This window comes from Verrucosispora sp. NA02020 (assembly GCF_013364215.1).
Lineage (GTDB): Bacteria > Actinomycetota > Actinomycetes > Mycobacteriales > Micromonosporaceae > Micromonospora.
This window is the reverse complement of record NZ_CP054923.1, coordinates 4,384,428-4,397,564: the sequence shown is the minus strand read 5'-3', so window position 1 is coordinate 4,397,564 and position 13,137 is coordinate 4,384,428. Positions and strand designations below refer to the sequence as shown.

The following is a 13,137-nucleotide window of genomic DNA, read 5'->3' as shown; positions in this document are numbered from 1 at the left end:
TCGGCCGGTGGGGTCACGCGGCCGGCCGTGCCGGTTGCGCCCGCCCGTGCAGCAGGTGACCGGCGAGGGTGGCGAGATGGTCTGCGGTCGGCGTGTCGAAGCTGTCCAGCCAGAGCGCCCGGCGGTACCACCAGTGCAGCGGGTACTCCCAGGTCGCGCCGAGCCCGCCGGTGACCTGGATGGCGTCCTCGCAGGCGCGTACGGCGGCCTGCCGGGCCGCCACGACGGCCTCGGCGTACGCCTGGGCGATCTCGTCCGGTGCCGCGTCGTCCGGACCGGCGCCGACCAGCCAGCAGGCCCGCAGCGCGAGCGAGGTGGCCAGTTCCAGCGCCACGTACCCGTCGGCCAGCCGGTGCGCCACCGCCTGGTACGCCCCGATCGGTCGGCCGAACTGCACCCGGTCCAGCGCGTGCCGGCGGGCCAGGTCCAGGGCTCGGCGGGCGACGCCGACGGCCTCGCAGGCCAGCAACGTGCCGGCGTGCCGGCGCGCGTCGGTCAGCACCCGCTCGGCGGCCTCCGGCCCGACCAGCATCTCGGCGGGGGTGTCGACCAGGCGCAGCAGTGCGGCGCCACGCAGCCGGTCCAGGGCGGGCTGCGGCGCGACGGTGAGCCCGTCGGCTGCGGCACCCACCAGGAACAGGGCCGGGCCGGTGTCGGTGTCGGCGGCGACCACCAGCGCGGTGGCCCCCGCCGCCTCGGTCACCAGGCCGCGTCGGCCGGTCAGCCGCCAGGTGCCGGCGCGTTGCTCGGCGCGGGTGCCCTGGCCGGTGTCCGGGTCGTCCTGCCAGGCCAGGGTGAGCGGACCCGTCGGCAGGTCACGCCCGGCCGCCACGAGGACCGGGTGGGCCAGGCCGACCGTGCTCCACCAGCCGACGGCGGCCAGCGCGTACCCGGCCTCCTGGGCCAGCAGGCCCTTCTCCACCACCGGAAGCTCCGGGTCGCACCAGCCCTGCCGGCGCAGGTACGGCCACCCGTCCGGATCGGCGTCGCCCGACTCGGCGAGCGCGGCGACCCGGTCGACCGGGTACCGGTCGGCGAGCAGCCGGGCGGCGGCCGACGCCAGGTCACGCTGGTCGTCGGTGAGGGCGAAGTCCATGGTCATCCTCTCCGGGTCACCGGGTGCGGGGCAGGCCGAGCACGCGTTCGGCGATGATGCCGCGCAGGATCTCGGAGGTGCCGCCCTCGATCGAGTTGGCGCGGCTGCGCAACCGCAGGTGCTGCCAGTGGCCGGCGGCGTGGCTGTCCGGGCCGTCGAGCACGGCCGCCGGGCCGAGCAGCCGCAGCGCGAACGCGGCCAGCCGCTGGTTGGTGACCGACCAGTGCAGCTTGAGCACCGAGCTCTCCGGGCCGGGCTTGCCGGTCCGCGCCAGCGTGGCCATCGTCCGGTGACCGGTCCAGCGCAGGGCCTGCAACTGCACGTGCAGCTCGGCCAGCTCGGCGCGGACCGTCGGGTCGTCGGCCAGCCCGAGGTCGCGGACGGTGCGCAGCAGCCGGTCGAACTCGACGGTCAGCCGGGCGGTGAGGGTGATGCCGAAGGTGCCGCGTTCGTGGGCGAGGGTGGTCATCGCGATCCGCCAGCCCTCGCCGACCGGCCCCAGCACGCAGTCGCGGGGCACCAGCACGTCGTCGAGCACGATCTGGTTGAAGTCGGCGTCGCCGGTGCTCTGCCGCAGCGGCAGCACCTGCACCCCGGGGCTGCGCATGTCGACCAGCAGGCAGGTCAGGCCGGTGTGCGCGGTGGAGTCGGGCTGGGTGCGGGCCAGCAGCAGACACCAGTCGGCCTGGTGGGCGTAGGACGACCAGACCTTCTCGCCGGTGACCCGCCATCCGTCGGCGGTGGCCGTCGCCCGGGTCCGCACCGCGGCCAGGTCACTGCCCGCGTCCGGCTCGGAGAAGCCCTGACAGAAGACGTACGCGCCGGAGAGGATCGGTTCCAGGAAGCGTTGCTGCTGCTCGGGGCTGCCGTGCGAGACGATGGTGGGTCCGACCATGCCCAGGCCGATCACGTTGCTGTGGTCCGGTGCCTCGGCCAGCGCGCTCTCCTCGGCGTAGATGCCCTGGTAGGTCGGGGGCAGCCCCCGCCCGCCGTAGGCGGCCGGCCAGGTCAGTCCGGTGTAGCCGGCGGCGTGCAACGCCTTGGTCCAGTCACCGGGTGCGCCGCCGTCGCGGTGCCGGGGCACCTGCTCGGCCAACCAGGCGCGCAGGTCACGGCGGAACGCGGCTTCCTGCGGGGTGTCACGCAGGTGCATCGCTCAGCCCTCCCGCGCGGTCACGGCGCGCGACGGGTCGCGGTAGGTGCTCACCCCGGCGCCGAAGTACCGCTCGCGCAGCGTCGTCTCCGCCGGGTCGTACGCGGTCCGGAACAGGCCCCGCCGTTGCAGCTCCGGCACGAGCAGGTCGCAGATGTCGTCGATGCCGTCCGAGGGCGGGCAGGGGATCAGGTTGAAACCGTCCACGTCGGCGACGGTCAGCCACTGCTCCATCCGGTCGGCCACCTGCTCGGGCGTGCCGAACAACGTCACCGGGGCGTCCACCCGGGGCCGGCGGGGGCGGGAGACCAGGTACTTCACGTCCCCGACCGTCCAGGTGCGGTCCGGGCTGAGCTTGCGCAGGAAGCCGAGGAAGGAGTGACTGGCCTGGCTGCGGATCTCGTCCACCGGGGTCTCGTCGGGGAAGGCGGCGAGGTCGATGTCCATCCACCCGCACCACTTGGCGAGCTGCCCCTCGCTGCTCCACAGCGTGTTGTACGCCTCCGCCTTGGCCTTGGCCTCGGCCCGGTCCCGCCCGATCATGACCATGCCGCCCTGCAACGCCTTCACCATGCCGGGGTCCCGGCCGTGCCGGGCCGCCGCCGCGCGCAGGGCGGCCACCGGCTCCGCCCCCGAGGCGGGATCGGCCAGGGTCAGGAAGACCACCTCGGCGTGCCGGGCGGCGAACTCGATGCCCCGGGGCGAGGAGCCGGCCTGGTAGAGCACCGGTGTGCGCTGCGGGGACGGCTCGCACTGGTGTGGACCCCGGACGCTGAACCAGCGGCCCTCGTGGTCGATCTGGCGGACCCGGTCCGGGTCGGTGAAGATGTCGCGTTCGGCGTCGCGGACCACCGCGTCGGCGTCCCAGCTCTCCTCCCACAGAGCGCGGGCGACCTGGACGTACTCGTCGGCCCGCTCGTAGCGCTCGTCGTGGTCGAGGTACTCGCCGAGGCCGTTGGCGGTGGCCGAGCGCAGGTAGGAGGTGACGATGTTCCAGCCGACCCGTCCGCCGGTGAGGTGGTCCAGCGAGGAGAAGAGTCGGGCGCACTCGTAGGGGGAGTGGTAGGTGGTGGAGTAGGTGATCGCGAAGCCGAGGTGTCGGGTCGCCGCCGCGGCGGCCGACAGCAGCAGCGCCGGGTCGATCGAGGGGATCTGCACCGCGTGTCGCACCGCCGGTGCCCAGGAGCCCCGGTAGACGTCGTAGACGCCGTGGATGTCGGCGAAGAACAACGCGTCGATGCAGGCCGCCTCCAGTTGGCGGGCCCGGGAGATCCAGTAGTCCAGCGACCGGTATCCGGTGGCCGTCCGGTCGCCGGGGAGCCGCCACATGCCCTTGAACTGCGGTGACGGCGAGCACTGGGTGAACACGTTCAGATGCATGCCCGGTTCCTCACATCCGTTCCGGCCCGGTACGGGCAGCGCGCTGCCAGGTGACGACACGCTACCGGTTGCCGGTAACAACACGCCACACCCAAGATACAAGTGAAGCATCTATGATGCGTCATGTGCCTAAACTCAATGGCAGGAACCACGTCAACCTGACCGTCCGCGACCTGGACCGCAGCACCGAGTGGTACTGCCGGGTCATGGACTTCACGCCGGTACGCGACGCGACACCCGCCGAGTCCGGGTTCACCTTCCGGACGTTGGTGCACCGGGGGTCGCTCTCCTCGATCGTGCTCGGCCAGGCCGTCGAGCCCGACCCGGCCCCCTTCGACGAGCGTCGGGTGGGCCTGCACCACCTGGGCTACCACGTCCCCGAGATGGCCGACCTGGACGAGTGGGCCACGCACCTGGACGCCGTCGGCGCCGAGCACTCCGGCGTCCGCGAACTGTTCCTGGAGGCCGGCTACGGCATCTGGCTGCGCGACCCGGACAACATCTGGCTGGAGTTCTACTGGCTCAACGCCGACTACTTCATGGACCGGCTGCGCCAGCAGCGTCGGGCCGAACGGGCGGCGCGGGTGGCCGCCGACGGGCATTGACTGTCGGGTCTTGCCGAACACAACACACACTATGGATAGTGGGTGCGGGCCGACGACTTGGAGAGCGACGTGGAAGAGACCCGGAACACCGTCTACTGGCACGACACCGAGCCGGTCGAGGTCGGCGAACCCCTCGACGGTGACGCGAGCTGCGACATCTGCATCGTCGGCGCGGGCTACACCGGCCTGTGGGCGGCGCACTTCCTCGCCGAGGCCGAGCCCTCGGCCGACATCAAGGTGCTGGAGGCCGAGGCGGTCGGCGGCGGCGCGTCCAGTGCCAACGGCGGTTTCGTCGGGCTGACCGCGGGCAAGGTGCTGCGCCGGCTGCTCTGGTACTACGGCCGGGAGAAGGCCGCGGGTGTCTACCGCAGCGGCGCCCGGTCGATCATCGACATCGGGCGGTTCTGCCGCCAGTACGGCATCGACGCCGACTTCGCGATGAACGGCGTGCTCCAGGTGGTCACCGACCGCAAGCAGCTGGCCCGGCTCGAACTCCAGGTCAAGCGCAGCGAACGCACCGGCCTGCGCGGATCGTTCAAGCTGCTGGACCGCGACGAGGCGCAGCAACGCATCGGCTCCCCGCAGGTGCTCGGCGCGCTGCGCACCACCGGCGCGCTGGTCAACCCGCACCGACTGGTGCAGGGCCTGGCCCGCGTCGTCCGCGAGCAGGGCGTGGACATCCACGAGCGGACCCCGGTCACCGAGATCCGCAAGGTCGGCGGACGCTACCGGGTGACCACCCCCACCGGCACGGTCACCGCCAACGAGGTCGTCCTGGCGACCAACGCCTGGCAGCACAGCTTCGCCCAGACCCACACCAAGGTCATGCCGGTGTGGAACTACCTGATGGTGACCGAACCGCTGACCGACGCGCAGCTCTCCCGGGTGGCCTGGCCCGGCCGGGAGGGGGTCAGCAACTCGCTGTCCTTCGCCCACGCGGCCCGGCTCACCGCCGACAACCGGGTGGTCTGGTCCGGCGGCCGGTGGTACTACTACGACCAGCGGAACACCGACCGCTCCCACCTGCGCAACGACGCCGCCCACGCCGCGCTGCGGGAGTCCTTCGCCCGCTTCTTCCCGGCCTGGCGGGACGTCCGGTTCAGTCACGCCTTCGGTGGCCCGATCGGCTGGAGCCGCACCTTCATCCCGCAGTTCGGCCGCACCGACGACGGCCTGGTGTACGGGCACGGCTACACCGGCAACGGGATCGCGCCCAGCCACACCGGCGGCAAGATCCTGCGGGATCTGGTGCTGCGCCGGGACACCGAGTACACCGACCTGGCGTACGTGACCGTGAACCAGCCGAAGTTCGCCAAGGGCGCGATGGGCGACAAGGGCGCGCACCTGTTCATCTGGCGGCAGGAGACCGGTGACCGCCTGCCGCTGATGCTGCCGCACCCGGCCGCGCTGGCGCCCCGGTCGTTCTTCGCCGGACGTGCCGCACGCCGGGCCGCCGGCGCCAGCCGCTGACCCGTCGCACCGCGCAGCGGCCCGGCCGACGGCCGGGAACCACGCTGGACCGGCGGCCCGGCCGGCCACCGCCGGCCGGGCCGCCTGTTCAGCTCCGGTCGGTGGTGCCGAACTGCCGGCTCTGCCCGACCGCCAGGTCCCAGAGGGCGTCCGCCGGGCGGCCCGACTCGGCCCACGCCTTGCGGGCCAGCTCGACCGGGGCCAGCACCGGCTCGGCGGAGAGCGCGAACGTGCCCCAGTGGATGGTGACCATCCGTTCCGCCCCCAGGTCGCCGCACGCGCGCACCGCCTCGGCCGGGTCCATGTGCAGCGGCTTCATGAACCAGCGCGGCCGGAACGCGCCGACCGGCAGCAACGCCACGTCGATGTCGGGGAAGCGCGCGCCGATCTCGGCGAAGGCCGGCCCGTACGCCGAGTCACCGGCGAAGAAGACCCGGTGGGTCGGCGTCTCCTCCGAGGTCATCAACCAACCGCCCCAGAGGCTCTGGCAGGTGTCGAAGAGGCCCCGCCGGCTCCAGTGGTGCGCCGGGGTGAAGTCGAACCGTACGCCGCCCACGACGGTCGACTCCCACCAGTCCAGCTCCACCACCCGGCGGAAACCCCGTGTCTGGAACCACCAGGCCAACCCGGCCGGTACCAGCACCGGGGTGTCCCGGGGCAGCCGGCGGACGGTCGGCTCGTCGAGGTGGTCGAAGTGGTTGTGGCTGATCACCACCGCGTCGATCGGTGGCAGCGACTCCCACGACACCCCGGGCGGGGTGTATCGGCGCGGCGTTCCCGGGATCTTTTCGGCGAAGACCGGATCGGTCAGCACCGCCCGGCCGCCGAGCTGCACCAGGCAGGTGGCGTGACCGATCCAGGTCACCGCGGCCTGCCCGGCACCGACCCGGGGCACCGCCTCCTCCACCACCGGCACCCGGCCACCGGTCGCGCCGACCGGGCGGGTGCCACGCTCGCGCATCAGCCGCAGCACCGCCGCCGGGCCGGGCACGGGGTGCGTGAGCCGGTCGGTGAAACCACCGGGCCAGTCACGCCCGCGGGGTGCCCCGGTGAGCCGGGCGAGAGCGCGGTGCACGGCGCGTGGTCGGTACACGGGTTCCTCCTCGGGTAGTGGGGTCGGCACCGGACGCCGGGCCGGCGCACGTCACTCTCGCTTGTGCGCGGTGAGCAGCAGGTAGCCCAGGCAGGACTCGGCGACCGCCTGGAGGTCCAGGACCGCGTCACTGAGCTGGCGCAACACCCGGGGCCCGTACGTGCCGGCGAGGCGCTCGCGCTCCCGCGCCACCGCCTCCCGGGTGGCCTGGTGGGAGCGGCGGACGTGGGCCCCGGCGTCGACGACGTCGACTACCTCGAAGCCGGCCTCGCGGACCAGCTCGACGTAGGTCGGCACGGTCGGCGGCATCGACATCGGCATCGCCGACCAGATCCGCGCCTGCGCGTCGTCCATCGGCCGGGCCAGGGTGAGTTCGGCGAGGACGAGCCGCCCGCCGGGGCGCAGCACCCGGTGTGCCTGGCGCAGCGCGAGGGCCTTGCCCGGCACGTGCACCAGCACCTCCAGCAGCAGTGCCGCGTCGAACCACCGGTCCGGGTACGGCAGGGCGGTGGCGTCGGCCCGGGTGAAGCGGACCCGGTGGGCCAGCCCCTCCTCGGCCGTGAGCTCACCGGCCCGGTCGACCTGTCGACCGCTGAGCGAGACACCGCTGACCTCGGCGCCGGTCACCCGGGCGACGTGACGGCTGGGTCCGCCCGTGCCGCAGCCGACGTCCAGGACGTGGTCGCCCGGCCCGACCGCGAGCCGTTTGGCGAGTTCGTCGTTGAGCCGTGCCTGCGCCTGCGCGACGCCTGCCGGGTCGTGCTCGTCCGACCAGTAGCCGTAGTGCAGGTTGTCGCCGTAGACGGCGTCGAGGAACGGGCCCATCAGATCGTAGAACAAGCCGACCCGTTCGGCCCGTGTTGCCGGATCTTCGGTCACCTGCGACCTCCCCCGTGGATTGACGTATCTCAGCATAGTGTCCGTCGTTTGCAGCAAACACAACACTGTCTTTATGTAGCTTCTAGGCCGCCGGTGGTGTCTTCGTTAGGCTGTGCGCAGAACCCACACCGACTGACCACGGAACGGACGGTGGACCGACTGATGAGCAACTCTGCCAAGGTGCTGGACCGCGCGGAGCGCATCGCCGAGGAGGTGCTGTTCCCGACGGCGGAGGAGGTCGACGCCGCCGACACCGTCCCGGCCACCCACCTCGACCTGCTCGCCGCCGAAGGCTTCTACGGTCTGGCCGGCCCGCCGCAGTTCAGCGAGATGGCCGCCGAGGAGACCGAGACGGCGGCCCGCGCGTTGGAGATCATCGCCAGCGGGTGCCTCAGCACGGCGTTCGTCTGGGCGCAACACCACAGCGCGGTGATGGCGGCGACGCACAGCCAGCGGCCCGGCATCTCCGACCAGTGGCTGGAGCCGCTGTGCCGGGGCGAGCGGCGCGCCGGGCTGGCCATCCTCTCCGCCACCCGGCCCGGCCCGCCGGCGGTACGCGCCGAGGCGGTCGACGGCGGCTGGCTGCTGCACGGCACCGCCTCCTGGGTGACCGGGTGGGGCCTGGTCGACACCCTGTTCACCGCCGCCCGGGACGCCTCGGACACGCTCGTCTGGTCGCTGCTGGACGCCACCGAGAGCGACACCCTCAGCGTCACGCCCGTCGACATGGTCGCGGTGGCGGCCAGCCGCACCGTGCAGGTCACCTTCACCGGCCACTTCGTGCCGGAGCACCGGGTCACCGGCACCGTCCCGCACGCGGTCTACCTGCAACGCGACCCGGCCACCCTGCGGTTCAACGGATCGCTGCCGCTGGGCGTGGCGACCCGCTGCGCCCGGCTGATCGGGCCGAGCCCGCTGGACGCGGCGATCGACGAGTGCCGGGCGACCCTCGACGCCGCCGGCCCGCAGGACCTGCCCTCGGCCCGGGGCGCGGCCGCCGCCCTGGCCCTGCGGGCCGCCGGCCTGCTGGCCACCACCACGGGCAGCGCCGCCGTGCTGCGGCACGGCCCGGCCGAGCGGCTGATGCGGGAGGCGTTGTTCCTGCTGGTCTTCGGCACCCGTCCGGGCATCCGCGCCGATCTGATCGCGCGGCTGCACCGGGGCTGAACCACCGCACCACCCGCCGACCACGCGCCCGGGGTACGGATTCCGTACCCCGGGCGTCCGTCGGTCAGGACGCGGTCAGGACGTCGGTCACCACGGCGGCGGTCGGCGCCACCATGACCGGATCGGTCACCGCGAAGTGGTCGCCGGTCACCTGCCGGCGGGTCGTCACGGCACCCTCGGGAAGCCGTTCGCCCAACGGCACCAGATAGCCGCCGGCCGCGCCGCCCAGCGCGGTCCGGGCCTCCAGCAGGTGCACGGTGAGGCCCGGTGCCGCCGGCACCGGGTAGCGCACCAGCGCCCGGGTGTGCGCGGCGAAGACCCCGAACAGCCGCTCGGCCGAGTCCAGGCCCAGCGACGCCAGCTCCGGGCGGGCGGCGGCCACCTGCGGCCAGGCCGCCCGCAACGCCTCCACCCCGGAGGCGTCCGCGTCGACCGGGGCGTTCTCGTCCACCTCGCCCCGGGTCACGTCGGTCAGGAACGCGCGGACCAGTTCGGCGGCGCTCGGCTCGGCGACCGTGCCGGGCGGGCCGACCCAGGGGTCGATCAGCACCGCCGTGCAGGTACGCCCCGCCTCGGTCAACTGCCGACCCACCTCGTAGGCCAGCACCGCGCCGAGCGACCAGCCGACCAGGCGTACCGGGGTGTCCGCCGGCAGCGTGGCGCTCAGCGCGTCCCGGTAGGCGCGGGCCAGCTCGGTCAGGGTCGGCGGCACGGTGGCCGTACCGTCCAGCGCGGGCGAGGCGACCCCCAGCACCGGCCAGCCCTCCGGCAGCCGCGCGACCAGCTCGCGGTAACAGAGCAGGTCGCCGCCGACCGGGTGGATCAGCACGACCGGCGTGCCGTCACCGGGAGCCAGCGACTGCACCGGCGACGCCCCGGCGCCCGCGTCCCGCTCGTCGAGCAGACGGGCCAGCTCGGCGACGGTCCGGTGCTGGTAGAGGGCGGCCAACGGGAGCCGGCTGCCGAACTCCCGCTCGACCCGGTTCATCAGTTGCGCCGCCTGCAACGAGCTGCCGCCGAGGGCGAAGAACGGGTCGTCGACGCCGACCGAGGGCAGGTCGAGCAGGTCCGACCAGAGCGTGGCCAGTCGCCGCTGGGTGGCGGTGTGCGGGGCGCGGAACCGTCCGCCGCCCGGTGCCAGACCGGCCGCGTCCGCGACCAGGGCGGCCCGGTCCACCTTGCCGTTGCCGGTCAGCGGCAACGCCTCCCGTACCTCGATCACCGGCGGCACCAGGTACGCGGGCAGCGTCGCGCCGAGCGCCGCGCGGACCTCGTCGGCGAGGTCCGGCTTCGCCGCCTCGGCGGCCACGAAGGCGACCAGCGACGCGCCCCGCTCGCCCCGGCGGGCGACCACCACGGCGTCGGTCACCCCCGGCTGCGCGACCAGCGCCGCCTCGATCTCACCCAGTTCCACCCGGAAGCCGTTGATCTTCACCTGCGGGTCGTCGCGGCCGAGGAACTCGATCACCCCGTCCGGGCGGTACCGGCCCAGGTCGCCGGTGCGGTAGAGCCGTTCGCCGGTGACCGGGTGGGTGACGAAGGCGGCGGCGGTCAGCTCCGGCGCGTGCAGGTACCCGTCGGCCAGCCCCCGCCCGGCGATGTACAGGTCACCGGGCACCCAGTCGGGCCGGTGGGCGAGTCGGGAGTCCAGGACGTGGAAGCGCTGGTTCCGCAGCGGCCAGCCGTACGGCACGCTGGTCCACTCCGGGGGCACCCGGGCGGGCACGTCGAACCAGTTCGACCAGATCGACGCCTCGGTGGCCCCGCCGAGCGCCATGCACCGGGCCCTCGGGGCGATCTCGGCCAGTTCGCGGCCGAGCGACAACGGCACCCAGTCCCCGCTGACCATCGCCACCCGCAGCGGCTCCGGGCGCGCGCGGTCCGCCGCCGCCCGGACGTAGTCGACGAACATCGCCAGGTAGGCCGGCACCGAGTTCCACACCGTCACGCCCGCCCGGACGGCCAGCTCGTGCAGGTGCACCACCTCGCGGGCCTGACCCGGATCGGGGACGACCACGGCGCCGCCGACGGCCAGCAGACCGAAGACGTCGTACACGGAGAGGTCGAAGGTGAACTCCGAGACGGCCAGCACCCGGTCGGCGGCCCCGACACCGAAGCGCGTGTTGACGTCCACGATGGTGTTCGCCGCGCTCTGGTGCCGGATCATCACGCCCTTCGGCGTGCCGGTGGTGCCGGAGGTGAAGATGACGTACGCCAGGGCCTCCGGCTCGTCGGTGACCCCGGCGTCGGGCAGGTCACCTGCGGGCAGGTCGGACAGCCGCCAGCGGACCGCGTCGGCGGGGGCCCCGTCGAGGTCGTCGTCGGTGTCGCCGAGCACCGCGCGTACGCCCGCTCCGGTGAGGATCTGCGCCCGGCGCGGCAGCGGCCAGGCGGGCGCGACCGGCACGTAGGCCGCGCCGCTCATCAGCACCCCGAGCAGCGCGGCGATCTGGTCCGCGCCCCGCTCGGCGACGACCGCGACCAGGTCACCCGGGCCGCGTCCGGCGGCCCGCAGCGCGGCGGCCACCGCGCCCGCCCGTTCCCGCAGTCGCCGGTACGTCACGGTGCCGGCGGAGGTGACCACCGCGTCGGCGTCCGGGGTGCGGCGGGCCTGGGCCAGGAAACCGCCGTGCAGGGTCTGCGCGGCCACCTCGGCGGCGGTGTCGTTGGCCTGCGCCCGGACCGCGAGCTGCCGCGCCGGGGTCAGCCGGTCACCGCGCGCCGCCGACCAGGCCGCGTCGTCGCCGGCCAGGTCGATGAGCAGGTCCCGGTACGCGGCGAACATGTCGTCGACCATTCCGGGCGGGTAGAGCCCGTCGGCGGTGTCCCAACTGAACACCATCTCCCCGGACCGCATGAACACCTGGTGGTCAAAGGCGACCTGCGGGGTGCGGACCAGCGACTCACGGCGCTGCCAGCCGAGCAGTTCCAGGAAGACCGGGTCGGTGTCGGAGCCGAGCCCGAGCATGCTCGTGAACACCACCGGCATCCGGGCACCGGAGACCGTCCCGGAGCGGCGGTTCAGCTCCCGGATCACCGACACCCCGCTGAACGCGCCCTGTGCCATGTCGCGCAGCATCCGGCCGCGCAGTGCGGCGGCGTCGGCGGCGAAGTCGCTCTCCCCGCCGGCGGGTGAGCACTCCAGCAGCAGGGTGCTGGCGAAGCTGCCGATCAGCTGGGACACGTCCGGGTGCAGGTTGAGCCGCTCGCCGTACATGATGTTGACGGTGAACCGGTCCTGGCGGCTCCAGTGCCGCAGCACCTGGGCGAACGCGGCGGCCACCGCCATCGTCGGGGTGAGCCGACGGCGGCGCAGCGCGGCGGTGAACGCGTCGGTCACCGCCACCGGCAGCGTGAAGACGCGCCGGACCAGCGGACCGTCGTGCCGCCCGCCCCGGCGTAGCGGCAGCTCCGGCGCCCCGGGCAGGTCGTCGAGCCGGTCGGTCCAGTACCGGCGGGCCGCCGCGTACTCCGGGCCGTCCCGGCGCTGGTCCAGTTCCCGGCGGTACCGCTCGTAGGTGAACTCCAGTGGTGCCAGCTCCCCACCGGCGAGCAGGGTCCGCAGCTCCTGGGCGAAGACCTCGCCGGACTGCCCGTCGAAGACGATCAGCCGCCCGGCCATCTGCACCAGGTACTCGCCGTCGTCGCACCAGACGAGCATGCGGAAGGCGGCCGGCCCGGTCAGCGGGGGTCCGTCGCCGGAGAGTTCCCGGCGACCGGCGGCCAGCAGTTCGGCGCGGCGGTGGACGGGTTCACCGCGCAGCGACCGGATCGACAGCGGGGAGGGCGGATCGTCCAGGATCCGCACCTGGCCGTCCTCGCCGACCGCGCAGCGCAGCATGGGATGCCGGCGGAGCAGGGCGTGCACGGCCGCCGCGAACGCGTCGGTGTCGAAGGGAGGTGCGGCGTACTCCTCGTAGAACAGCGCGGGACCGCCGAGCTGGAAGTCACCCAGCTCGCCGATCAGGTACGCCTGCTGGAGGTCGCTGAGTCCGAACCCGGTTGCCGTGAGCTGGTCCATCGTGCTCCTCGCTGGGGTGGCCGGCGGTCAGCCGACCGTGAGCTGTTCCCGTACGGCCACGAGCAGTTCCGCGGGCGTCGGGCGGTCGAAGACCTCGAACAGGGGCAGCGAGACACCGAACTCCTCGGCGACGTGGTGCACGAGGGCGGCAGCGGCCATCGAGTCGCCGTCGAGATCGGTGAAGAAGTCGGCGTCGTCGGTGATCGACTGCTGGAAGATGAACTCCCAGACCTTGCGCATCCTCTGCAGGTCGTCCATGCCAGGCTCCTCGTC

Annotated in this window: 10 protein-coding genes; 3 read left to right on the top strand and 7 right to left on the bottom strand. The window is 73.6% G+C overall.

Going from position 1 to position 13,137, the window contains the following annotated elements; genetic code table 11:
• Nucleotides 1-13: 13 nt before the first annotated feature.
• Genes HUT12_RS19150 through HUT12_RS19140 form a run of 3 tightly spaced genes read right to left on the bottom strand, consistent with a single transcriptional unit; the run spans nucleotide 14 to nucleotide 3,629 of the window.
• Nucleotides 14-1,096: an acyl-CoA dehydrogenase family protein gene (locus HUT12_RS19150; protein WP_176094251.1), complete on the bottom strand. Its 1,083-nt coding sequence runs from the start codon at nucleotides 1,094-1,096 to the stop codon at nucleotides 14-16.
• A gap of 16 nt (nucleotides 1,097-1,112) precedes the next feature.
• Nucleotides 1,113-2,249 (bottom strand): acyl-CoA dehydrogenase family protein, encoded by a 1,137-nt coding sequence (locus HUT12_RS19145; protein WP_131056750.1) that lies wholly within the window; start codon nucleotides 2,247-2,249, stop codon nucleotides 1,113-1,115.
• Between the two features lie 3 nt (nucleotides 2,250-2,252).
• Complete coding sequence (locus HUT12_RS19140; RefSeq protein WP_176094250.1) at nucleotides 2,253-3,629, bottom strand: LLM class flavin-dependent oxidoreductase; 1,377 nt, start codon at nucleotides 3,627-3,629, stop codon at nucleotides 2,253-2,255.
• A 116-nt stretch (nucleotides 3,630-3,745) separates the two neighbouring features.
• On the opposite strand from HUT12_RS19140, the gene HUT12_RS19135 reads away from it, so the two are divergent.
• Together HUT12_RS19135 and HUT12_RS19130 are read left to right on the top strand one after the other, a co-directional pair.
• The gene (locus tag HUT12_RS19135; RefSeq protein ID WP_236146040.1) at nucleotides 3,746-4,234 is read left to right on the top strand and encodes a VOC family protein; all 489 of its coding nucleotides are present in this window, start codon (nucleotides 3,746-3,748) and stop codon (nucleotides 4,232-4,234) included.
• 42 nt (nucleotides 4,235-4,276) lie between these two features.
• Nucleotides 4,277-5,704 (top strand): FAD-binding oxidoreductase, encoded by a 1,428-nt coding sequence (locus HUT12_RS19130; RefSeq protein WP_131057485.1) that lies wholly within the window; start codon nucleotides 4,277-4,279, stop codon nucleotides 5,702-5,704.
• Between the two features lie 88 nt (nucleotides 5,705-5,792).
• Here HUT12_RS19130 and HUT12_RS19125 read toward each other — a convergent pair whose 3' ends face one another.
• Together HUT12_RS19125 and HUT12_RS19120 are read right to left on the bottom strand one after the other, a co-directional pair.
• Nucleotides 5,793-6,797: an MBL fold metallo-hydrolase gene (locus HUT12_RS19125; protein WP_176094249.1), complete on the bottom strand. Its 1,005-nt coding sequence runs from the start codon at nucleotides 6,795-6,797 to the stop codon at nucleotides 5,793-5,795.
• A 51-nt stretch (nucleotides 6,798-6,848) separates the two neighbouring features.
• On the bottom strand, nucleotides 6,849-7,676 hold the full coding sequence (locus HUT12_RS19120; RefSeq protein WP_131057681.1) for a cyclopropane-fatty-acyl-phospholipid synthase family protein: 828 nt from the start codon (nucleotides 7,674-7,676) through the stop codon (nucleotides 6,849-6,851).
• A gap of 162 nt (nucleotides 7,677-7,838) precedes the next feature.
• Between HUT12_RS19120 and HUT12_RS19115 the strand changes: the two genes are divergently transcribed.
• Nucleotides 7,839-8,843 (top strand): acyl-CoA dehydrogenase family protein, encoded by a 1,005-nt coding sequence (locus HUT12_RS19115; protein ID WP_176094248.1) that lies wholly within the window; start codon nucleotides 7,839-7,841, stop codon nucleotides 8,841-8,843.
• Between the two features lie 64 nt (nucleotides 8,844-8,907).
• Here HUT12_RS19115 and HUT12_RS19110 read toward each other — a convergent pair whose 3' ends face one another.
• Entirely contained in the window at nucleotides 8,908-12,864 is a 3,957-nt protein-coding gene (locus HUT12_RS19110) for a non-ribosomal peptide synthetase (protein WP_176094247.1), read from the bottom strand.
• A 27-nt stretch (nucleotides 12,865-12,891) separates the two neighbouring features.
• On the bottom strand, nucleotides 12,892-13,122 hold the full coding sequence (locus tag HUT12_RS19105; RefSeq protein ID WP_131054442.1) for an acyl carrier protein: 231 nt from the start codon (nucleotides 13,120-13,122) through the stop codon (nucleotides 12,892-12,894).
• Between the last annotated feature and the right edge of the window lie 15 nt (nucleotides 13,123-13,137).

Coding starts and splice junctions, on each gene's coding strand:
- HUT12_RS19150 (WP_176094251.1), bottom strand. CDS start 1,096: ATGGACTTCGCCCTCACCGACGACCAGCGTGACCTGGCGTCGGCCGCC.
- HUT12_RS19145 (WP_131056750.1), bottom strand. CDS start 2,249: ATGCACCTGCGTGACACCCCGCAGGAAGCCGCGTTCCGCCGTGACCTG.
- HUT12_RS19140 (WP_176094250.1), bottom strand. CDS start 3,629: ATGCATCTGAACGTGTTCACCCAGTGCTCGCCGTCACCGCAGTTCAAG.
- HUT12_RS19135 (WP_236146040.1), top strand. CDS start 3,746: ATGCGTCATGTGCCTAAACTCAATGGCAGGAACCACGTCAACCTGACC.
- HUT12_RS19115 (WP_176094248.1), top strand. CDS start 7,839: ATGAGCAACTCTGCCAAGGTGCTGGACCGCGCGGAGCGCATCGCCGAG.
- HUT12_RS19110 (WP_176094247.1), bottom strand. CDS start 12,864: ATGGACCAGCTCACGGCAACCGGGTTCGGACTCAGCGACCTCCAGCAG.
- HUT12_RS19105 (WP_131054442.1), bottom strand. CDS start 13,122: ATGGACGACCTGCAGAGGATGCGCAAGGTCTGGGAGTTCATCTTCCAG.